The 22,730-nt window shown below is 51.7% G+C and carries 16 protein-coding genes; 5 read left to right on the top strand and 11 right to left on the bottom strand.

Going from position 1 to position 22,730, the window contains the following annotated elements; genetic code table 11:
- Positions 1-122: 122 nt before the first annotated feature.
- Entirely contained in the window at positions 123-2,735 is a 2,613-nt protein-coding gene (gene pepN / locus ACJHXA_RS11640; RefSeq protein WP_000193844.1) for an aminopeptidase N, read from the bottom strand.
- Positions 2,736-3,000: 265 nt separating this feature from the next.
- Here pepN and pncB point away from each other — a divergent pair, with 265 nt between their 5' ends.
- The 4 genes from pncB (at position 3,001) to aspC (ending at position 8,837) form a co-directional block, all read left to right on the top strand.
- On the top strand, positions 3,001-4,203 hold the full coding sequence (gene pncB, locus ACJHXA_RS11635) for a nicotinate phosphoribosyltransferase (RefSeq protein ID WP_001297200.1): 1,203 nt from the start codon (positions 3,001-3,003) through the stop codon (positions 4,201-4,203).
- A gap of 168 nt (positions 4,204-4,371) precedes the next feature.
- On the top strand, positions 4,372-5,772 hold the full coding sequence (gene asnS, locus ACJHXA_RS11630; RefSeq protein WP_000117881.1) for an asparagine--tRNA ligase: 1,401 nt from the start codon (positions 4,372-4,374) through the stop codon (positions 5,770-5,772).
- 601 nt (positions 5,773-6,373) lie between these two features.
- Positions 6,374-7,462, top strand: coding sequence for a porin OmpF (gene ompF / locus ACJHXA_RS11625; RefSeq protein ID WP_000977920.1), 1,089 nt, complete (start codon positions 6,374-6,376; stop codon positions 7,460-7,462).
- A 184-nt stretch (positions 7,463-7,646) separates the two neighbouring features.
- A complete protein-coding gene (gene aspC / locus ACJHXA_RS11620) occupies positions 7,647-8,837 on the top strand; it encodes an aspartate transaminase (RefSeq protein WP_000462687.1) in 1,191 nt (396 codons plus the stop codon).
- A gap of 221 nt (positions 8,838-9,058) precedes the next feature.
- Here aspC and gloC read toward each other — a convergent pair whose 3' ends face one another.
- The 7 genes from gloC to cmoM all read right to left on the bottom strand — a co-directional run bounded on the left by gloC (position 9,059) and on the right by cmoM (position 19,819).
- Entirely contained in the window at positions 9,059-9,706 is a 648-nt protein-coding gene (gene gloC, locus ACJHXA_RS11615) for a hydroxyacylglutathione hydrolase GloC (protein WP_001109487.1), read from the bottom strand.
- Positions 9,707-9,732: 26 nt separating this feature from the next.
- Entirely contained in the window at positions 9,733-10,281 is a 549-nt protein-coding gene (locus tag ACJHXA_RS11610; RefSeq protein ID WP_001295932.1) for a YcbK family protein, read from the bottom strand.
- Positions 10,282-10,461: 180 nt separating this feature from the next.
- Positions 10,462-12,309 (bottom strand): L,D-transpeptidase, encoded by a 1,848-nt coding sequence (gene ldtD / locus ACJHXA_RS11605; protein WP_000925997.1) that lies wholly within the window; start codon positions 12,307-12,309, stop codon positions 10,462-10,464.
- A gap of 260 nt (positions 12,310-12,569) precedes the next feature.
- Positions 12,570-17,030 carry a chromosome partition protein MukB gene (gene mukB / locus ACJHXA_RS11600; RefSeq protein ID WP_000572668.1) on the bottom strand — a complete coding sequence of 1,487 codons (4,461 nt, stop codon included), beginning with the start codon at positions 17,028-17,030 and terminating at the stop codon, positions 12,570-12,572.
- Positions 17,030-17,734, bottom strand: a complete 705-nt coding sequence (mukE, locus tag ACJHXA_RS11595; protein WP_001295347.1) for a chromosome partition protein MukE — start codon at positions 17,732-17,734, stop codon at positions 17,030-17,032. The genes mukB and mukE overlap by 1 nt, the downstream gene beginning before the upstream one ends.
- The gene (gene mukF / locus ACJHXA_RS11590; protein WP_001288850.1) at positions 17,715-19,037 is read right to left on the bottom strand and encodes a chromosome partition protein MukF; all 1,323 of its coding nucleotides are present in this window, start codon (positions 19,035-19,037) and stop codon (positions 17,715-17,717) included. Before mukF ends, mukE begins: the two co-directional genes overlap by 20 nt.
- A complete protein-coding gene (cmoM, locus tag ACJHXA_RS11585) occupies positions 19,034-19,819 on the bottom strand; it encodes a tRNA uridine 5-oxyacetic acid(34) methyltransferase CmoM (protein WP_001297198.1) in 786 nt (261 codons plus the stop codon). The genes mukF and cmoM overlap by 4 nt, the downstream gene beginning before the upstream one ends.
- 135 nt (positions 19,820-19,954) lie before the next feature.
- On the opposite strand from cmoM, the gene elyC reads away from it, so the two are divergent.
- Positions 19,955-20,734: an envelope biogenesis factor ElyC gene (gene elyC, locus ACJHXA_RS11580; RefSeq protein WP_000899591.1), complete on the top strand. Its 780-nt coding sequence runs from the start codon at positions 19,955-19,957 to the stop codon at positions 20,732-20,734.
- Here the strand turns inward: elyC and ACJHXA_RS11575 are convergent.
- The 3 genes from ACJHXA_RS11575 to ycaR form a co-directional block, all read right to left on the bottom strand.
- Positions 20,711-21,604, bottom strand: a complete 894-nt coding sequence (locus tag ACJHXA_RS11575; RefSeq protein WP_000436922.1) for a YcbJ family phosphotransferase — start codon at positions 21,602-21,604, stop codon at positions 20,711-20,713. The two genes, elyC and ACJHXA_RS11575, sit on opposite strands and share 24 nt — an antisense overlap.
- A 153-nt stretch (positions 21,605-21,757) precedes the next feature.
- On the bottom strand, positions 21,758-22,504 hold the full coding sequence (kdsB, locus tag ACJHXA_RS11570) for a 3-deoxy-manno-octulosonate cytidylyltransferase (RefSeq protein ID WP_000011590.1): 747 nt from the start codon (positions 22,502-22,504) through the stop codon (positions 21,758-21,760).
- A complete protein-coding gene (ycaR, locus tag ACJHXA_RS11565) occupies positions 22,501-22,683 on the bottom strand; it encodes a protein YcaR (protein WP_000350058.1) in 183 nt (60 codons plus the stop codon). Before ycaR ends, kdsB begins: the two co-directional genes overlap by 4 nt.
- Positions 22,684-22,730: the final 47 nt, after the last annotated feature.

Genomic DNA, 22,730 nt, shown 5'->3' with positions numbered 1-22,730 from the left:
GGGCACGGCTGCCGGATGCGGCGTGAACGCCTTATCCAGCCTACAAAACCAGCAATTTCAACGGAGTTGTAGGCCTGATAAGACGCGTCAAGCGTCGCATCAGGCATTTTGGCTCAAAAGTATCAAGCCAGTGCTTTGGTGATCTTCTCGTACAGATCGCCAGAGAGATTTTCCAGCCCTTTCAACTGTTCCAGCGCCGCGCGCATTTTCTCCTGACGTTTGGCATCATAACGTTTCAGGCGAATCAGCGGTTCAATCAGACGTGAAGCTACCTGCGGGTTACGGCTGTTGAGGTCGGTAAGCATTTCCACCAGGAACTGGTAACCGCTGCCATCTTCGGCATGGAACGCTGCCGGGTTGCTGCCCGCAAACGCACCAATCAACGAACGAATACGGTTCGGGTTGCTCATGGTAAATGAGCGATGCTGCAACAGACCACGCACCGTCTCCAGCACATTCGCCGCCGGGCTGGTGGCTTGCAGGATAAACCATTTATCCATCACCAGACCGTCCTGATGCCACTTATCGTCGTACTCCTGCATCAGCGCGTCACGGCAAGGCAGCTGTGCAGCAACCGCCGCAGAAAGCGCTGCCAGCGCATCGGTCATATTGTTTGCTTCATGGTATTGCTTGCTCACCAGCACGTCAGCCAGATGCGTTTCACCAAAAGCAAGGAAGCGCAGGCAGGCATTACGCAGAGTGCGTTTTGCAATATCTTCATGCTCAACACGGTACTCGCTCTGGTAATTCGCGTTGTAAATAGCCAGCAGCTCATCCGCCAGTTCAGTCGCCAGAGTACGAGTGAGTGCTTCGCGTACTTCGGCAATAGCAATCGGGTCGATGATATCGAACAGTTCAGCCATTTCATTGACAGAAGGCAGCGTCAGGATTTCTGCCGCCAGCGCCGGATCAATCTTCTCATCGAGCAGCACCGCGCGGAAAGCGTCAGCCACATGTACCGGCAGAGACAGCGGCTGCCCTTGCTGATGACGGGCGACGTTCAGCTTGATGTAGGTTGCCAGCAAACTTTGCGCCGCATCCCAACGGGAGAAATCATTACGCGCATGACGCATCAGGAAGGTCAGTTGCTGATCGCTCCACTTATATTCCAGTTTCACTGGCGCAGAGAATTCGCACAGCAGCGCAGGCACCGGCTGGAAGTAGACATTATCAAAAACAAAGGTCTGTTCCGCCTGGGTGACGTTCAGCACGGAATTCACCGGATGACCGCCTTTCTGCAACGGGATCACTTTGCCTTCGTTGTCATACAATTCGATGGCAAATGGAATATGCAGCGGCTGTTTTTCTGCCTGATCCGGCGTGGCTGGCGTGCGCTGGCTGATGGTCAGGGTGTACTGCTCGGTTTCCGGATTGTAGTCGTCTTTGACGGTCACAATCGGCGTGCCGGACTGGCTGTACCAACGGCGGAAATGGGAGAGATCGACATTCGACGCATCTTCCATCGCCTGCACAAAGTCGTCGCAGGTTGCCGCGCTGCCATCATGGCGCTCGAAATAGAGTTGCATCCCTTTCTGGAAGTTTTCTTCGCCCAGCAGGGTGTGGATCATGCGAATCACTTCCGCGCCCTTCTCGTAAACGGTCAGGGTGTAGAAGTTGTTCATCTCAATGACCATATCCGGGCGGATCGGGTGCGCCATCGGGCTGGCGTCTTCCGCAAACTGCAATCCGCGCATGGTGCGCACATTATTGATACGGTTTACCGCGCGGGAACCAAGGTCAGAGCTGAATTCCTGATCGCGGAAGACGGTTAAACCTTCTTTCAGGCTGAGCTGGAACCAGTCGCGGCAGGTCACTCGGTTACCGGTCCAGTTATGGAAATATTCATGGCCGATAACGCGTTCAATATCGAGATAATCTTTGTCGGTGGCGGTGTCGGTGCGGGCCAACACATATTTGGAGTTAAAGATATTCAGCCCCTTATTCTCCATTGCGCCCATATTGAAGAAATCCACCGCGACGATCATATAGATGTCGAGGTCATACTCCAGGCCAAAGCGTTCTTCATCCCATTTCATGGAGTTTTTCAGCGAGGTCATCGCCCACGGCGCGCGATCAAGGTTGCCGCGATCGACGTACAGCTCCAGTGCTACTTCGCGACCAGAACGCGTGGTAAAGGTATCGCGCAGTACATCAAAGTCGCCTGCCACCAGCGCAAACAGGTAGCACGGTTTCGGGAACGGGTCCTGCCACTGTACCCAATGGCGTCCGTTTTCGAGTTCGCCTTGCGCAACGCGGTTACCATTGGAAAGCAGGAAGGGATATTTGATTTTATCGGCAATAATTTTGGTGGTAAAACGCGCCAGCACGTCCGGGCGGTCGAGATAATACGTAATATGGCGGAAACCTTCGGCTTCACACTGGGTGCAAAGCGCATCGCCTGACTGATAAAGCCCTTCCAGCGCCGTATTCGCCGCCGGGCTTATTTCATTAATGATCTTAAGCGTAAAACGCTCCGGCAAATTACTGATGACCAGTGCGCCCTCTTCTTCTTTCCAGGCGGTCCACGGCTCATCATTAATATGAACAGAAACCAGTTTGAGGTCTTCGCCGTTGAGACGAAGCGGAGCATCTGATGCACCATGACGGACAGCCTGGCTGACCGCGGTAACGACCGTCTTTTGCGCGTCGAGGTCAAAGGTCAAGTCAATATCAGTAATCTGGTAATCCGGCGCACGATAATCGTGACGGTATTTGGCTTGTGGCTGTTGAGTCATAAATAACCTTTAGCATCTTTTATAGAGTCTGGTGTTCAGTCTATTCCTGTTGCGTAAATCGCGCTATGCAGAATCTTCATCTTTTCAGGTACAAACGCCTTTATTGCTACATTTTTATAACATACACCGCGTAATGCCATCGACCAGAAAGGTGGCATATGGTGTGATCGGGGTTCAATAAATTGCGAAACAAGGTATACTCCAGCAGTTCCTGAAGATGTTTATTGTACTAAACGCTCCTGTACGAGGACGCTACTGCGCACCTATGACACAATTCGCTTCTCCTGTTCTGCACTCGTTGCTGGATACAGATGCTTATAAGTTGCATATGCAGCAAGCCGTGTTTCATCACTATTACGATGTGCATGTCGCGGCGGAGTTTCGTTGCCGAGGTGACGATCTGCTGGGTATTTATGCCGATGCTATTCGTGAACAGATTCAGGCGATGCAGCACCTGCGCCTGCAGGATGATGAATATCAGTGGCTCTCTGCTCTGCCTTTCTTTAAGGCCGACTATCTTAACTGGTTACGCGAGTTCCGCTTTAACCCGGAACAAGTCACCGTATCCAACGATAATGGCAAGCTGGATATTCGTTTAAGCGGCCCGTGGCGTGAAGTCATCCTCTGGGAAGTTCCTTTGCTGGCGGTTATCAGTGAAATGGTACATCGCTATCGCTCACCGCAGGCCGACGTTGCGCAAGCCCTCGACACGCTGGAAAGCAAATTAGTCGACTTCTCGGCGTTAACCGCCGGCCTTGATATGTCGCGCTTCCATCTTATGGATTTTGGCACCCGTCGCCGTTTTTCTCGCGAAGTACAAGAAACCATCGTTAAGCGTCTGCAACAGGAATCCTGGTTCGTGGGCACCAGCAACTACGATCTGGCGCGTCGGCTTTCCCTCACGCCGATGGGAACACAGGCACACGAATGGTTCCAGGCACATCAGCAAATCAGCCCGGATCTAGCCAACAGCCAGCGAGCTGCACTTGCTGCCTGGCTGGAAGAATATCCCGACCAACTTGGCATTGCATTAACCGACTGCATCACTATGGATGCTTTCCTGCGTGATTTCGGTGTCGAGTTCGCCAGTCGCTATCAGGGCCTGCGTCATGACTCTGGCGACCCGGTTGAATGGGGTGAAAAAGCCATTGCACATTATGAAAAGCTGGGAATTGATCCACAGAGTAAAACTCTGGTTTTCTCTGACAATCTGGATTTACGCAAAGCGGTTGAGCTATACCGCCACTTCTCTTCCCGCGTGCAATTAAGTTTTGGTATTGGGACTCGCCTGACCTGCGATATCCCCCAGGTAAAACCCCTGAATATTGTGATTAAGTTGGTTGAGTGTAACGGTAAACCGGTGGCGAAACTTTCTGACAGCCCTGGCAAAACTATCTGCCACGATAAAGCGTTTGTTCGGGCGCTGCGCAAAGCGTTCGACCTTCCGCATATTAAAAAAGCCAGTTAATATCATCAGGGAGCTAATCGGCTCCCTTTTTTTACCTTTAATTCCGAAATCTTTCGCTGCATTTGCGAATTCTGCTTGTCTGATTGCAGATGCCAGGTAACATAGGTATCCCCCCATTTACGGGTGGACAAGTGTTTATTTTTTCCGACTATTAACAGAGAGAATATTATGAGCGTTGTGCCTGTAGCCGACGTACTCCAGGGCCGCGTAGCCGTTGACAGCGAAGTCACCGTACGCGGATGGGTACGTACCCGCCGAGATTCAAAAGCTGGCATCTCCTTCCTCGCCGTTTATGACGGTTCCTGCTTTGATCCTGTACAGGCTGTCATCAATAATTCTCTGCCCAATTACAATGAAGACGTCCTGCGTCTGACCACCGGCTGCTCGGTCATTGTGACGGGTAAAGTCGTGGCGTCGCCGGGCCAGGGGCAACAATTTGAAATTCAGGCCAGCAAAGTTGAAGTTGCTGGTTGGGTTGAAGATCCAGACACTTACCCGATGGCGGCAAAACGCCACAGCATTGAGTATCTGCGTGAAGTCGCTCACCTGCGTCCGCGCACAAACCTGATTGGTGCCGTCGCGCGCGTTCGCCATACGCTGGCGCAGGCGCTGCATCGCTTCTTTAACGAGCAGGGATTCTTCTGGGTTTCAACGCCACTGATTACCGCATCTGATACCGAAGGTGCAGGCGAAATGTTCCGCGTTTCTACGCTGGATCTGGAAAACCTGCCGCGTAACGATCAGGGCAAAGTGGATTTCGACAAAGACTTCTTTGGTAAAGAGTCTTTCCTGACCGTATCTGGCCAGTTGAACGGCGAAACCTACGCTTGCGCATTATCCAAAATTTATACCTTCGGCCCGACTTTCCGTGCTGAAAACTCCAACACCAGCCGTCACCTGGCGGAATTCTGGATGCTGGAGCCGGAAGTGGCGTTTGCTAACCTGAACGATATCGCGGGTCTGGCTGAAGCCATGCTGAAATATGTCTTCAAAGCGGTTCTCGAAGAACGCGCAGACGACATGAAATTCTTCGCTGAACGCGTAGATAAAGATGCCGTTTCACGTCTGGAACGCTTCATTGAGGCCGATTTCGCGCAGGTGGATTACACCGACGCAGTGACCATTCTCGAAAACTGCGGCAGGAAGTTTGAAAACCCGGTTTACTGGGGCGTCGATCTCTCTTCTGAGCATGAGCGTTATCTGGCGGAAGAACACTTTAAAGCACCGGTAGTGGTTAAAAACTATCCGAAAGATATTAAAGCGTTCTATATGCGCCTCAACGAAGACGGTAAAACCGTTGCGGCTATGGACGTTCTGGCTCCGGGCATCGGTGAGATCATTGGTGGCTCCCAGCGTGAAGAACGTCTGGACGTTCTGGACGAGCGTATGCTGGAAATGGGCCTGAATAAAGAAGATTACTGGTGGTATCGCGATCTGCGTCGCTACGGTACTGTTCCGCATTCAGGTTTCGGTCTTGGTTTTGAACGCCTGATTGCTTACGTAACTGGCGTGCAAAACGTGCGTGATGTGATTCCGTTCCCACGTACTCCGCGCAACGCCAGCTTCTGATTTTCTTCCTCAAAGAGCCAGCGCCTGCTGGCTCTTTTTTATCCTTTCTGTCAAGTTATCTGTTTGTTAAGTCAAGCAATCTATTTGCAACCCCGCCATAACGATCATCCTGTTACGGAATATTACATTGCAACATTTACGCACAAAAAATAACCCGCATTCTTATTGCGGATTAGTTTTTTCTTAGCTGATAGCACAATTTTCATACTATTTTTTGGCATTCTGGATGTCTGAAAGAGGATTTTGTGCCAGGTCGATAAAGTTTCCATCAGAAACAAAATTTCCGTTTAGTTAATTTAAATATAAGTAAATCATATAAATAGATAAAAATTGCTGTAAATATCATCACGTTTCTATGGAAATATGACGGTGTTCACAAAGTTCCTTAATTTTTACTTTTGGTTACATATTTTTTCTTTTTGAAACTAAATCTTTATCTTTGTAGCACTTTCACGGTAGCGAAACGTTAGTTTGAATGGAAAGATGCCTGCAGACACATAAAGACACCAAACTCTCATCAATAGTTCCGTAAATTTTTATTGACAGAACTTATTGAAGGCAGTGGCAGGTGTCATAAAAAAAACCATGAGGGTAATAAATAATGATGAAGCGCAATATTCTGGCAGTGATCGTCCCTGCTCTGTTAGTAGCAGGTACTGCAAACGCTGCAGAAATCTATAACAAAGATGGCAACAAAGTAGATCTGTACGGTAAAGCTGTTGGTCTGCATTATTTTTCCAAGGGTAACGGTGAAAACAGTTACGGTGGCAATGGCGACATGACCTATGCCCGTCTTGGTTTTAAAGGGGAAACTCAAATCAATTCCGATCTGACCGGTTATGGTCAGTGGGAATATAACTTCCAGGGTAACAACTCTGAAGGCGCTGACGCTCAAACTGGTAACAAAACGCGTCTGGCATTCGCGGGTCTTAAATACGCTGACGTTGGTTCTTTCGATTACGGCCGTAACTACGGTGTGGTTTATGATGCACTGGGTTACACCGATATGCTGCCAGAATTTGGTGGTGATACTGCATACAGCGATGACTTCTTCGTTGGTCGTGTTGGCGGCGTTGCTACCTATCGTAACTCCAACTTCTTTGGTCTGGTTGATGGCCTGAACTTCGCTGTTCAGTACCTGGGTAAAAACGAGCGTGACACTGCACGCCGTTCTAACGGCGACGGTGTTGGCGGTTCTATCAGCTACGAATACGAAGGCTTTGGTATCGTTGGTGCTTATGGTGCAGCTGACCGTACCAACCTGCAAGAAGCTCAACCTCTTGGCAACGGTAAAAAAGCTGAACAGTGGGCTACTGGTCTGAAGTACGACGCGAACAACATCTACCTGGCAGCGAACTACGGTGAAACCCGTAACGCTACGCCGATCACTAATAAATTTACAAACACCAGCGGCTTCGCCAACAAAACGCAAGACGTTCTGTTAGTTGCGCAATACCAGTTCGATTTCGGTCTGCGTCCGTCCATCGCTTACACCAAATCTAAAGCGAAAGACGTAGAAGGTATCGGTGATGTTGATCTGGTGAACTACTTTGAAGTGGGCGCAACCTACTACTTCAACAAAAACATGTCCACCTATGTTGACTACATCATCAACCAGATCGATTCTGACAACAAACTGGGCGTAGGTTCAGACGACACCGTTGCTGTGGGTATCGTTTACCAGTTCTAATAGCACACCTCTTTGTTAAATGCCGAAAAAACAGGACTTTGGTCCTGTTTTTTTTATACCTTCCAGAGCAATCTCACGTCTTGCAAAAACAGCCTGCGTTTTCATCAGTAATAGTTGGAATTTTGTAAATCTCCCGTTACCCTGATAGCGGACTTCCCTTCTGTAACCATAATGGAACCTCGTCATGTTTGAGAACATTACCGCCGCTCCTGCCGACCCGATTCTGGGCCTGGCCGATCTGTTTCGTGCCGATGAACGTCCCGGCAAAATTAACCTCGGGATTGGTGTCTATAAAGATGAGACGGGCAAAACCCCGGTACTGACCAGCGTGAAAAAGGCTGAACAGTATCTGCTCGAAAATGAAACCACCAAAAATTACCTCGGCATTGACGGCATCCCTGAATTTGGTCGCTGCACTCAGGAACTGCTGTTTGGTAAAGGTAGCGCCCTGATCAATGACAAACGTGCTCGCACGGCACAGACTCCGGGGGGCACTGGCGCACTACGCGTAGCTGCCGATTTCCTGGCAAAAAATACCAGCGTTAAGCGAGTGTGGGTGAGCAACCCAAGCTGGCCGAACCATAAGAGCGTCTTTAACTCTGCAGGTCTGGAAGTTCGTGAATACGCTTATTATGATGCGGAAAATCACACTCTTGACTTCGATGCACTGATTAACAGCCTGAATGAAGCTCAGGCTGGCGACGTAGTGCTGTTCCATGGCTGCTGCCATAACCCAACCGGTATCGACCCTACGCTGGAACAATGGCAGACACTGGCACAACTCTCAGTTGAGAAAGGCTGGTTACCGCTGTTTGACTTCGCTTACCAGGGTTTTGCCCGTGGTCTGGAAGAAGATGCTGAAGGACTGCGCGCTTTCGCGGCTATGCATAAAGAGCTGATTGTTGCCAGTTCCTACTCTAAAAACTTTGGCCTGTACAACGAGCGTGTTGGCGCTTGTACTCTGGTTGCTGCCGACAGTGAAACCGTTGATCGCGCATTCAGCCAAATGAAAGCGGCGATTCGCGCTAACTACTCTAACCCACCAGCACACGGCGCTTCTGTTGTTGCCACCATCCTGAGCAACGATGCGTTACGTGCGATTTGGGAACAAGAGCTGACTGATATGCGCCAGCGTATTCAGCGTATGCGTCAGTTGTTCGTCAATACGCTGCAGGAAAAAGGCGCAAACCGCGACTTCAGCTTTATCATCAAACAGAACGGCATGTTCTCCTTCAGTGGCCTGACAAAAGAACAAGTGCTGCGTCTGCGCGAAGAGTTTGGCGTATATGCGGTTGCTTCTGGTCGCGTAAATGTGGCCGGGATGACACCAGATAACATGGCTCCGCTGTGCGAAGCGATTGTGGCAGTGCTGTAAGCATTAAAAACAATGAAGCCCGCTGAAAAGCGGGCTGAGACTGATGACAAACGCAACATTGCCTGATGCGCTACGCTTATCAGGCCTACGCGTCCCCTGCAATATTTTGAATTTGCACGATTTTGTAGGCCGGATAAGGCGCTCGTGCCGCATCCGGCATAAACAAAGCGCACTTTGCCAGAAATCCAGGCCCGCATTAAAAGCGGGCTTTTTTATGTGCCTTACCAGACGGGCATTTCGTCTTGCAGGAAGGGATTATGCAGGCGTTCATAACCAAGTGTGGATAATGGTCCGTGACCCGGAATAAATGTAACGTCATCCCCCAGTGGCAGCAATTTATCTTTGATTGAAGAAATCAGTTGATTATGATCGCCACGCGGGAAGTCACTGCGCCCTACTCCGCCTTTGAAAATAACATCGCCAGAAATCAGCAGCTTTGCCCGATCATCAAAAAACACGACATGACCCGGCGTATGCCCAGGGCAATGTAACACCTGTAAAGTCACATTCCCTATGCTGATGGTATCGCCTTCGTTCAGCCAACGATCTGGCGTCAGCGGCTGGCACTCTTCCAGACCAAACATACGACTTTGCGCAGGCAAGCCTTGCAGCCAGAACTCATCTTCTTTTTCCGGGCCAAAAACCGGCACGCCGTAATGTTGCGCCAGTTCCGCCGCTGCGCCAACGTGGTCCAGATGACCATGCGTCAGCAGGATCTGCATCAGTGTCAGGCCGCTGTCATCAACTTCCTGTTTGATTTTTTCCGCATCGCCGCCAGGATCGACCAGTGCGGCCAGACGGGTTTGTTCACACCAGATTAATGAACAGTTCTGGGAGAATGCGGTGACCGGAATAATACGATAGTTCATACTGCCCCTGTTTCGTTAAGCAATTACTACCAGTGCCGTGCTGGCCCGGTATCAATATGCACAAAGTTACTACGTGGATAATATCCTACACCACCTGCGCGCATAGATAACGCGGCTTTGCGAATATTGCTTAACGCGATACCTTCAATATGGAAATCCATCGCCTGGCCTTTAGTGTGATAGCTTTTCTTCGCTACTCCACGGCTGCGGGCGCGTAGTTCATTGTTGGTATCAATAGAACGATAACCGGAAATGAGTTGCACCGGTTTGCGCGTGCCTAACAACCCTTGCAGGCGATACAACTGGTCGAATAATCCTGGGTCGATGGACTTTATTTTGTTCGCGCGGTAATCGCGGAAAAAATGGTTAAGTTTTGCCAATTCTTCCTGAATATAGCCTCTGCCATCGAAAAACTCCGCTTTGATTGACTCTCCGGTATGAAGATTATTGAGTGTCAAAATGCGCGGGCGTGGGGTAGAGAGTGTTGCAAACGCAGGGGTCGGCAGGATGGCGGCACCGAGTGCAACGCCACCAAGCGCCAGCAATTTGCGGCGATTAGCGTCGAATTTGTCCATGATAATCAAGTCTACAGGTCAATGTTATCGTTTATATGCACTTCTGGCGCACAAGAGGCACCTTAACCGCCCGTAAAGCAGACGTCAAGATGACTCAACCCCAGCAGTGACGGGGGCTGCAGAGAATCGCCCCCAATCATGCTAATTATTACGACAACTGATTTCCCCGAACTACTTCATTTACCTGATTAATTGTTCCGCTTTCGATACGATTTGCGAGCTGGATCGCGCAGGCAGATCATAATTGTAAATATCTGTACGATACTGGGTACGACCATCTGCACCAACAAAGGCCGTCAGGTAGTAGAGATTCACCGGAATCGACTGCCGAATATTGACGTAACGTGTATCACCCTGCTTCAGCGCATCAGAAATACGTTTGTCATTCCAGCCTGCATCCTGCAACAGCATATTCGCCAGATCGGAAGCTTTATTCACTCGTACACAGCCTGAGCTCAATGCGCGTGTATCACGCTTGAACAGATTGTGGTTCGGCGTGTCATGCAAATAAATGGCCTCTGAACTCGGCATATTGAATTTATAGCGCCCCAGCGAGTTCCGTGGGCCTGGAGCCTGCTGGAAGCGGAACGGTAAATTCGAGGCCGTGATTGTAGACCAGTCAACCTGCCATGGGTCAATCGCTTCTCTGCTGTTCCAGCCGCGCATCACCGTATAGCCATGGCTTTCGAGATATCCCGGATCGTTGCGCACTTTTGGCAGAATATCTTTGCGTGCCAGAGTTGGAGGTACGTTCCACGGCGGGTTTACCACTACGTTGTTAAGGGCACTGCTCATCATCGGCGTTTTGCGATCGGGGCGACCGACAATGACTCGCGAATCCAGCACCTGATTGCCGTTCTGATAGTAGACCAGCGAATAGGCCGGAATGTTAACCATGATCCCGGTAGAAAGCTCTGTTGGCAGCAAGCGCAATCGCTGGATGTTGAGAGCCAACACGCCAGCACGCTGGGCGGGCGTTACGTTTAACCAGTCACGTGTTGCCGGGCCAATAGCACCATCTGCCCCCAATCCTTGCCATGCCTGAAAACGTTTAACGGCTTCCACCAGTTCATTATCGTAGGCGGCGCGAACGGCAGGCGCAGGTTTACTACGAGATGTCGTTTGCTTGTCCATCGGCTTAGTTTCTGCTGTTTCAACAGTAACAGCGGATGGGCTGACTACCGCGTCAGTTGGCGTGTCATCGCCAGGTAGAGTAATTTTCGGCCCCCCGTCCAACATGCCTGTGCGTTGCAATATTTCGCGCAACGCCGGTACGTCGTTACTCCACTGCCCTGGGCGCAACGTTGCTTTGCCGGTCAGTTGGGGCCACGGTTTGGTGTCACTGAGTAAGGCCAGTAACGATTCATGCATCGCCGCATATTGCGGATGCTGCGGTGCCAGTCCAGCAACAAACGTAGGCAATTGACCTTTATCCAGCGCCAGCTGCCATTGGTTAATCACCGAGAGCGGCGGCGTTGCAAGTGCATAAGGTTTACTGCTATATAGCCAGCGAGTGCCTTTGACCGGAATATTTGCAATGAAATGGAGATAGCCCATCATCGCATCAGAGAGCACTACGTCGCGTGCCATCCCGTTAACACCAGGATCGGTCAGTAACTCTACCCATTTATTAAACTGCGGCTGGAAACCGGCAATCGCCACCTCTGCCAGCTGTTGCTGGAAGGCTTTAACAGCATCACGGTTTTCCCACATGGGTTGCATATCGCGTGCGGCATACAACAGTTGAAGCTGGTTAAGATAAACCGGCTTGTAACCTGCGGGTAATTGAGATTCGATTTGCGTGCGGGCTTTTTCTGCCGCACCTTCAGGCAATGGCTGGATCCCCGCCATTATTGCCGTGGCTTGCGCCTGCGGCAGTGCCTCGCCCTGTTCACTGACAGCCACCGGGCTGTCGCCAGGGATTACTTCAGGCTCATCGGCCTGCGCATTGAACAGTGGAGCGAATGTTACGGCCAGGCACAAACTGATTGCCGACAGCCGACGACCACACATCATATTAAGCAACATCCCTTGCCCCCTGTTTTTATCATACTCTGAATAGCCAGGCTGTTATTTTACGACTTGCCTGTACAACGCCAATACTCACGAAAGTATGACGAGCAAGCCTGTTACTCATCAGGCTTATCTTCAGTATATAAACGCCGATACGTTTTTACATAACCTAATGTAAAGAAGTTTAAAGAAAAGCGCGCCGTAATGTGCCACTTTTTTAGTGCAGAAACGGAGTTTTCGGAAAAAGAAAAGGCGGCATTGCTGCCGCCTTAATTTTAACTCGCCTGAGAAGGCGCTTCGTCACTTCCTGGAAGCGTTTCAGGGAGTTGCGGCGCAAATCCTCGCAGGCCGACGACGTGAACGTGTTCGGTATTCTGGAAGACTTTACGCACCAGTTTATAGGTGGTGCCTTTCTCCGGGCTGATATTTTCCGGCGCTGCGATGATGAGCTGCATTTGCAAACGTTCACACAATTCAAACAGCGTGGCGATAGAACGAGCATCCAGTCGCGCTGCTTCATCGAGGAACAGCAGGCGGCAAGGAGAGATATCTTTACCGCGCAGGCGGCGAGATTCATCTTCCCAGCTTTGTACCACCATCACCAGAATCGACATACCGGTACCAATCGCCTCACCGGTCGACAATGCACCAGACTCTGCGCGCAACCAGCCATCGGAACCACGATTAACCTCAACTTCCATTTCCAGATAGTTGCGGTAATCCAGCAGTTCTTCGCCAATGGTCTGCGGCGTGCGCTGCCCCATATCAATCTGCGGATTAAGACGCTGATACAATTTCGCCAGCGCTTCCGAGAAGGTCAGACGGTTGCTGTTAAACAGATCCTGATGCTGCTCGTGCTGTTCAGAGAGCACATCCAGCAGCATGGCGTGCGTTTCACGCACGTTCACGTTCAGACGTACGCTGTTCACCTGACCAAACGATACGTTCTGCAACCCCTGGTTGAGCATACGGATACGGTTCTGCTCGCGCTGAATGGTTTTGCGAATGATGTTCGCCACGCTGCGGGAACTGATCGCCAGTTTCTGTTCGCGGGAGGTTAACTCCTCGGTCAGTCGGCTAAGTTCGATTTCCATCTGCTCGATGGCTTCCACCGGATCATCGGTACGAATAATATCCTGACGAATACGTTCACGCAGATGCTGATAAACCGCCACGAAGAACTGAATTTTACGTTCCGGACGTTTTGGATCTTCCGACATGCGCAGCACGTCGCGCAGATGTTCGTTATCCGCCACCGCCAGACGCAGCGCACCCAATGCCTTATCCGACATAGAGCGCAAATCATCAGCGGAGAGATAAGCCAGCTCGCGACGGTGTAAGCGCCGTTCAACGCCGTTATCTTTCACCATGCGCATCACTGCACACCAGCCCGCTTTGGCGGTCACTACCTGCTCGCGCATCTCAAAGTAATCCCGCTCCAGCTTGCGCAGTTTGCGGGTCAGATTGTCCATCTCCGCTTCGCAGAAAGTCAGTGCTTTTTCCAGCTGGTTGCGGCGGGACCGGTTATTACTCAGTTGCGCATGCAGCTCGTCACGGCGAATTCGCGCCCGCTCTTCTGCCCCGCTATCGGCGCGCACGCCGATATCCTGCAATTCACGTTGCAGATCGTTGAGTAGCTCTTTTTTGGTGTCGTAAGAACTTTTCAGCGAAGCCAGCACCTGGTTGTACTGACTCAACTGCGCTGCGTGACCACGCAACGCTTCACGAGCGCGAGTACGCTCCGCTTCCGCCTGTTCCAGACGTTCACGCAGCTTTTCGTTGAGATCGCTATTACCGCTCAGCATTTCTGCCGAGTCAGAATAGCTAAAGTGCGCACGACGCTGCACCACTTCCGTCAGGGCAAACGCCTGCTGACGGGCATCGCGCTGCATCTGCTGAGAGTACGCGTAATCTTCTTTTAGCTGTTCGAACTGTTCCGGGTCGCTCTGCAATACCGAAACGATCGGTTCCAGTTTCGCCAGTTGATTGCCAAACTGCTGAACAAAACGCGCGGCTTCCTGGGCTTCATCCAGACGTTCGCGGATTTCATCGACGCGATCCGCCAGGCTGTCATCAGCCAACAGGTTGAGACGCGGCAGAATGCGGTTCAGCGCCGTAACGCCTTCTTTCGCCTGCTCAAACTGAATACGCTGCTGCTGGTTATCATTTTCATGATTACTCAACGCCCGCTCCAGTTCGACGCGACGGCTGTTCAGTTGACGGATTTCTGCTTCCGGGTCAGACTCAAACGCAACCGCCAGATGACTGCCGATAAAGCGGCTGAACGCCTGATGCAGACGCTGAGTTTTCTGTACATCAAAGGAGAGCGTGGCGAAGCGTTCGGAAAGCACTTCACGCTCGGCATGGAGGCTTTCAATACGGCTTTCACGCGCAGCACGACCAAACAGCGGCACTTCCGGGAAACGTGAATAACGCCACTGACGATCGGCGATTTTCACCACTACCGCTTTTTCCAGCTCATCAACGCTGAACACGCTGTCATCGAATGACTGCGGATCTCCTTCGATCAGATAGAGATCTTCCGGGCAATCGGTCAAGCCTTCCAGGTGTTCAGTTACCTGTGACAGATCTGGCACCACGATGGCGTGGCGTGACGGGCCATACAGCGCTGAGAAGTACGGCGCATCTTCCAGGCTAACGTCGTCATAAATTTCTGACAGCAGCACGCCGCCAAAACGCTCCGCCAGCGCGTTCAGACGCTGATCTTCAGAGCCGCCAGGCTGGCTTAAACGTTCGATCTCTTCATCGACAGCGTTTTTGCGCGCGCCCACTTCATCGCGTTCAACAATCGCCTCTCGCTCACGCTCCAGCAACTGTTGCAGATATTCGGTGACGTCCTGGCTGGAGGTAAACTCTTCACCGCACTGCTCGCTCAACTGGTTGAGACTGTTTTGCGCTGCCAGCCAAACCGGCGCACGCTGCATCAAACTCTGAATGCGAGACTGCAGCTGTTCCTGTTCCTGGCGCAGTGCCATGCGCTCTTCACGGGCGTTAGACACGCTATCGGAAAGAGAGGCAATGCGCGCTTCCAGCTCCTGATGCAGAGCTTCCAGTTCATCAATATCAAAATTCTTGCCCTGACGTTTGCAGAAGTCTGCCAGCAGGCGTTCGGCTTCTTGCTGCTCGCGCAGACGCTGTTCCAGTTCACTTAAGCGCATCCGCAACGGTTGAACCTGCTCTGCCAGGTGACGCTGATCGACCCCTTCGCGCAATAGTTCGCGAGCGACATCCCACGCCTCGTTACGCGCCAGCGGGCCGTTGATTGCCACCACCAGCTGATAAGCCTGCTCAAACTGGCTGTGCGCGGTTTGCGCCATGCTCATTTTCTGCTCAAGAGAGAGCATTTTTTCAGTCGCTTCCAGCTCTTTCGCCTGGAAGGTTTCCAGCCATTCGGCGGCGCTGTCGGCGGTTAAGTCCGGCAGATGGCACAGTTCTTTGGCGCGATTAAGCGCAGCAATCGCCTGGTTATACTGGATCGCGCGCGTTTGCTGGACGTCCAGCGCCTGCTGGTAGTCAGCAAGCTGGCTTTTCAGCTCGTCCACTTCCAGTTCGGCAGCTTCCGCGCGAGCCTCGTTCTCTTCCTGGCGTTCGATGGCTTCTGCCACCACTTCGTTTTGCTCTTCCAGACGGATCTGCAGCTCATCGAGATCCGCTTCGTAGCGTTCGATCTTCTCCTGCTGACGCAGTGCGGTTTGCACCAGGTTCAGGTGATCGCTGGCCGCCTGATAATCCGCTTCCAGATCGCCTTCGGCACCGTTGTGCTCTGCCAGCTCACGCGCCATATCGACGTGTTTGTACTGCTCAGCCGCCAGTTGCTGACGCGAAGTATGTAACTCGCGACGAAACTCCAGGGCTTTGTCGAGATGGACACGGCGCTCGTTGGCGTGACGCATGTAGTCCGCCGCCACGTAGTTGGTAGCTTCGCTGATCAGATGCTTAAACAGGTCACGGTCCGACTGGGTGACACGAATCGCTTCCAGCGTCATACGGTTTTCACGCAGCGCCGCTTCCATGTCCTGGAACGCTTTACGCACGCCGCTGTTTTCCGGCAACAGGTAGTCGCGCAGAGAACGGGTAATGGCACTGGAGATCCCGCCATACAGCGAAGCTTCGATCAGACGATAGAATTTGCTACGGTCAGATGCGGAGCGCAGACGACGCGCGATGATGCCCAGATCGAACATCAGCGAGTGGTAATCAGTAATGGAGTTGAACTGTTTAAACTGCACGCCTTCCATCGCCTCGAGCTTGTCTTTCAGCTCGTTAAGCGGCAGCACGCGCGCCTGGCGTTCGTTCAGGGTTTCGGTCACCAGCTGTGTCGGCTGCACCGACATCGGCAGTCCCTGAATGGCAAACGGCTTGATATCCACTTTACGATCGCGTCCGGCAACCTGTTGCAGACGCACACCGACCACCACGCGCTGGTGGCGCGAGTTAATGGTGTCGAGCATCGAATAACAGACACCCGCTTTCAGCTTACCGTGCAGACCTTTATCGCGCGAACCGCTGGTGGCCCCGGCTTCCGTAGTGTTACGGAAATGCAGCAGGGTCAGGTCGGGGATCAGCGCCGTAACGAACGCCGCCATGGTGGTGGATTTACCCGCCCCGTTACCGCCAGAAAGCGTCGTGACCAGCTCGTCAAGGTCAAAAGTTCGGGCAAAAAAGCCGTTCCAGTTAATCAGCGTCAGTGAGCGAAATTTACCGCGTTCAATCATTATTCTTCCTCTCCGCTATCTGGCTGATTTTCTTCGGTTTCATCGTTGAGTTGCAGATGATTTTCAATCGGCATTGCTTCGCCATCACGAATCAGGCGACGCTGTGCTTCACGGGGATCGTCGCCAGCACGCACATCGGCTCCGAAGCGGAACACCGATTCGGTAATGCGAAACTTGCTGCTGTCGTGGCCCATAAACCACACCATGCCTAAACGACGCAGACGGTTGAGCGAAGAACGTACTTTCTCCTGCAACTTCTGACGGTCAACGTCTGAACCGGTTGAACGGTTGTTCACCAGTTTCAGCAGTTTTGCTTCATCGGCCAGGGTGAGCAGTTCGTCGTACAGTTCCTGCTGGGTGAAAATCCCCTCATTCGCCAGCCGTTCCGGGCTGAGATAGAGATAACAGAGGATTTTCCCGACCATCATATCCAGTTCCGACAAGACGGAACGAGGGATCAGCGTGGTGGAACGTGGGCGTAAATAGAAGAACCCTTCTGGTGCGCGAATAAGCTCAACGTTATAACGCGCGTAAAACTCTTCCAGATATTCCTGAAAATCCATCAGGAATGCATGATTATCCAGTTCGTCGAGGCCAATATGGCGGCCTGAACGTAAGGCGCTGTCCAGCGCCGGAAATAACGGATTCGCCAGCGCCTGCGCCAGCTTAACCGGCATCACTTGTTCAATATTTGTCGATGACATGCGCCTGTACCTTGGCTCCGTAATCATTAATCGGCTGCCATTTCGCTGGCAGTCCGGTGAAATCTGCTTGCGCTACGCCAAGACGTACCGCCTGATCAATAACAATACGCGCAACGTCAAAGTGACGTGCACGCGGATACTGTGACAGATATTCGCGTACCACCAGACCAAGATCCAGCGGCACTTGTCTGGTTTTGTACACGGCAAGTTGTTCTTCGATGATCGCCGCCAGCTGTTCGCGGATCTCGTTAAACTCTTCGTATTCCAGATCCTCAGGAAGTTCCCCAGTCACTTCTTCATCGCGCAGTGCCATCTCTTCGTCACGCATATCCAGCAGACGATCGGCATTGGCATAAGTTAGCGCCCACGGCTCATCAAAATAGGTTTGTACCGACTGACGTAACCGCTGAGCAAAGACGCGGTTTTTATCCATATCGATCGCGGTACGAATAAATTTGTGTACGTGGCGGTCGTAGCCAATCCACAAGTCGATGGATTGCTGGCCCCAACTGATAATACGATCGAGTTTGCTCTGCAGATCGAACACCAGACGATCGACGAAATGCAGATCGTCATGGGTCATCGTCGCATCCTGAATGCGCAACAGATTAGCCTGCAATTTGTCGCCTGCCGCTTCCAGCGTATCCTGCAATTCACGCAGCGTCCCGGAAGTTTCCGAAAGCAACAATTCACAGCTGGAAATCGCCGCCCGCCAGTCTTTGTTCAGCAACTGGGCGATATCGTCCTTCACCTGCTGCTGCTGTTCGTCCATCAGACGTTGCGTCAGGTCGATACTGTCGAAAATTTCTGCTACCGAATATTTCAGTGGCGCATAGACATTACGGTGCCAGTGAAATTCATCACCGCCCTCTTCGGCGGCATCTGCTGCGCGTTTGAGCTCACCCGCCACAATCGACAACTGCATAGAAAGACGCAGCGTAGAAAACTCGCGCTGACGGATGTAGTAGTCAGTAATGCCGATGCCGAGCGGCGTCAGACGGTAAATTGCGTTCCCTTCCGCCTGCTCGCTGGTAAAGCGGTTCAGCAGACGTTGACGCACCATGTCGTTGATCGCGTTATTGGCGCGCACGCCGATGGTTTCGCTGGTTTGCTCAAACGCATCACTCACATGGCGGAATGCATCCACCAGCTCGCCTTCACTCATCTCACCATCCAGACGCTCGCCGTTCAGCGTGGCAACCGCCAGCAGAAAAGAGAGTCGGTCTACCGGCAGCGAGATGGAGAAGTCATTTTTTCTGGCCCAGGCAACCAGTTCGGGGACTGTCTGGGAAAATTCACTCATACTTTATCCTTGCTCTGCGGTTTGCGCGCGGTGACATGAATATAACGCCCCAGGGTAATATACGGTTCCTGACGGCAATAACGCGTTTCTAATTCAAGTAATGCTTCATAGCAGTCGCGCTGCTGGTGCTTCTCGCGCAGATAATCATGAAACACGCGAACGCCTGTCTTACCCATAATTTGCCAACCAGCTTCTTCCAGCCACAGATAAACCTGCGCCGGGTCGCGTGGATAATCTGGCGAAAGCGTCCGTTTTTTCTTTTTCGGCATTCCCGCCTGCACGTAATCAAAATTCCCGGCGACCATGTTATGCATCAACAAACCATGCGCATTGTAGAACATTAACGACAACACGCCGCCTGGACGCAACACTGACCACAGGGTCTGCAATACACTGCGGGGATCGGCCACCCACTCGAGCACCGCATGGAACAATATCAGATCAACGGGCGTTTCCAAATGCGAAGCAACATCCTGAGCGGCGCAATGTATAAATTGCATGTTGTCGCTCACACCTTTTGCTTCTGCCGCCTGTTTTGCGCGGTCGATCATCTGCGCAGAAAGATCGCATAAAATGACCTGATGCCCACGCTCGGCCATTTTGATTGCGGTCTGCCCTTCACCACCGCCAGCATCCAGCACACGCAGTTTTTGCGGGCCCATTTCCGCCAGCACGTGATCGAGATCCTGCCACAGAATAGCCTGTCGAAGCTGCCCTTTGGTGGTGCCGTAAATGTTACGGGAAAACTTTTCCGCAATATCATCAAAATTGCGATCCTGCATTGCTTTCTCCACCGGTTGGCTAAGACGTTTTCTGATAAAGACGCTATTTTGTCACAGCCACGGCGAGAATGAACCCGTCTGGTGTAATATCGCTGGCGATCCCTTGCTATATGGTTAAAAAAGGAACCAGAAAGGATGCTTTTTACACTGAAAAAAGTGATTGGCAATATGTTGCTGCCACTTCCGCTGATGTTGTTAATTATTGGCGCTGGCCTGGCGCTGCTGTGGTTTAGCCGTTTTCAAAAAACCGGGAAGATTTTTATTAGCATTGGGTGGCTGGCACTCTTGTTATTGAGTTTGCAACCGGTAGCCGACCGCCTGCTGCGTCCCATCGAAAGCACCTATCCGACATGGAATAATTCGCAAAAAGTGGACTATATCGTGGTGCTCGGAGGTGGTTATACCTGGAACCCACAGTGGGCACCGAGCTCTAATTTAATCAATAACAGTCTGCCACGCCTGAATGAAGGTATTCGCTTATGGCGCGAAAATCCGGGATCAAAACTGATCTTCACGGGAGGCGTAGCAAAAACCAATACGGTGAGTACAGCGGAAGTAGGTGCCAGAGTTGCGCAATCGCTGGGCGTGCCGCACGAGCAAATTATCACCCTGGATTTGCCAAAAGATACCGAAGAAGAAGCTGCGGCAGTGAAACAGGCGATTGGTGACGCCCCTTTCCTGCTGGTGACCTCCGCATCACATCTGCCGCGGGCGATGATCTTTTTTCAGCAGGAAGGGTTAAATCCGCTACCAGCCCCGGCGAATCAGTTGGCCATCGACTCGCCGCTTAACCCGTGGGAACGGGCAATCCCTTCTCCGGTCTGGTTGATGCATAGCGATCGTGTTGGCTATGAAACGCTTGGCCGTATCTGGCAGTGGCTAAAAGGTTCGTCAGGCGAGCCACGGCAAGAGTGATTTTGATGCCAGATCGAAGTTGCGCCGACTAAATCGTCCGGTATTAACCAGTTGCGCAACTTCATCCCATAACACATACAACCAACGCCGCCAGATGAACGACTCCGCCACTGGCGCGCGTTGCAGGTAACTCCAGAGCAAATCTTCCGCCAGAGAATTATCCATTAGTCGGAACAGTTCGTATTCTCGCGGTGCCCAAAGCATTAGTCCCGGCCCGACCATCGCCAGTAACTGATCGCTGCGCGAATCTTTCAACATGCTGCGTAAACAGAAGTTACCGTGAATCAGCACACAATTGTCGTTAAAGCCTTCAAATAATGCCGGGAGACATTCGCGAGTGCGAAACAGGATCCGCTTATCCTGCATCGTCAGACCGGTGTTATTGAACTGATTGAGCGTGGTCCATAGCACTTCAACATGTTGCCGGTACCATGAGGGCCAGAAATTTTCCTGAGTATTGTCGACCGCGCCGACGCAACCGCGACTGTCCTGACGGTGCCAGGCCAGTAAGGCTTCAACGATTTGGTCTTTGAGTTGTTCCCAGCGTTCTGGTGTTCGGGCTGGTGCCTCCACCGAAACACCACGCATCCGCTCCAGTAGCAGGACATCGGGGCCGGGGTGTTCTTCATGCGTCATCACACCATAAATAGTCGGCATACGGACAGTCCCACTTCTTGCCAGCATGGTGGTTTTCCATGCCAGTTGTCGGGCTTTTCCGGGCGTACTAAAGCTTCTTGCCATTAACGGCATTGGGTTTCCCTGGCTGTCATACAAAGCCCACAACGCCGTATCCGCTTTTTCATTGACGCACTCAATACGACTGAGTTTTTCGCCCAGTAAATGGCTTAATTCGGCACGCAGCTGTTCCATTCAGATTACCCTCATAAAAGCTACTGCTTTCATAATGAGCGCCAATATAAAAGATGTCACCTGAATGAGATCAATTGTTGAAAAGAAAAATTGAGGAAAATCGTAACGGTACGACACTCCTCCCAAAATTGGCTGAAGTGTCGTGAAGTGAAATTAGCGCATTTCAGCGCGAACGCGCTCAAGATCTTCAGGGGTATCCACACCTGTGCCAGGAACTTCCTGAGCAACAGCAACATGGATTTTTTCGCCGTACCACAGAACACGAAGCTGCTCTAACATTTCGATGTGTTCTAACGGACTTGGCTGCCAGTTGACGTAACGACGGATAAAGCCTGCACGGTAGCCATAAATACCAAGATGACGCAGGAAGTTATCGCCAACGGTTTCAAGGCCTTCTGCAAAACGATCACGATCCCAAGGAATGGTGGCGCGAGAGAAGTACAGTGCATACCCTTCAGCGTCGAGAACCACTTTCACCGCATTCGGGTTAAACGCTTCTTCCGCATTGTGGATTGGCACCGCCAGAGTCGCCATACCCACCTGACGCTGAGCGAGGTTATCAGCAACCTGACGAATGATTGTCGCAGGGATCATCGGTTCATCACCCTGCACATTAACGATCACCGTGTCGTCGCTGAATGCGCATTTTTCGACAACTTCCGCCAGGCGTTCTGTCCCTGACTGGTGATCGGCGCGCGTCATACATACTTCACCGCCAGCGGCTTCAACGGCGCGGGCGACATCCTCATGATCGGTTGCCACGATGATGCGATCGGCACCTGATTCGCGAGCACGTTCAAGAACATGAACAATCATGGGTTTGCCATTAATATCAACCAATGGTTTACCGGGCAGACGCGTTGACGCGTAGCGCGCGGGAATAATGACCACAAAACTCATGATTTACTCTCATCAGCAGTCAGCACGCGGGCTTCCGTTTCCAGCAACACTGGAATGCCATCACGCAGCGGGAAAGCCAGGTTGTCCAGTTTGCAAATAAGTTCTTGTTTTTCTTGGTTATACCAAAGTTTTCCGTTGCAAACCGGGCAGGCAATGATTTCAAGCAGACGATGATCCATAGTTCCTCCAGATGGATCGGGTTATGAATGCATAAATCTTATCATAA

Origin of the sequence: Escherichia sp. WS33, from assembly GCF_046486385.1 — a bacterium.
Classification (GTDB): domain Bacteria; phylum Pseudomonadota; class Gammaproteobacteria; order Enterobacterales; family Enterobacteriaceae; genus ECMA0423.
Note: the sequence above shows the minus strand (reverse complement) of the source record. Positions and strands in the feature narration are given on the sequence as shown.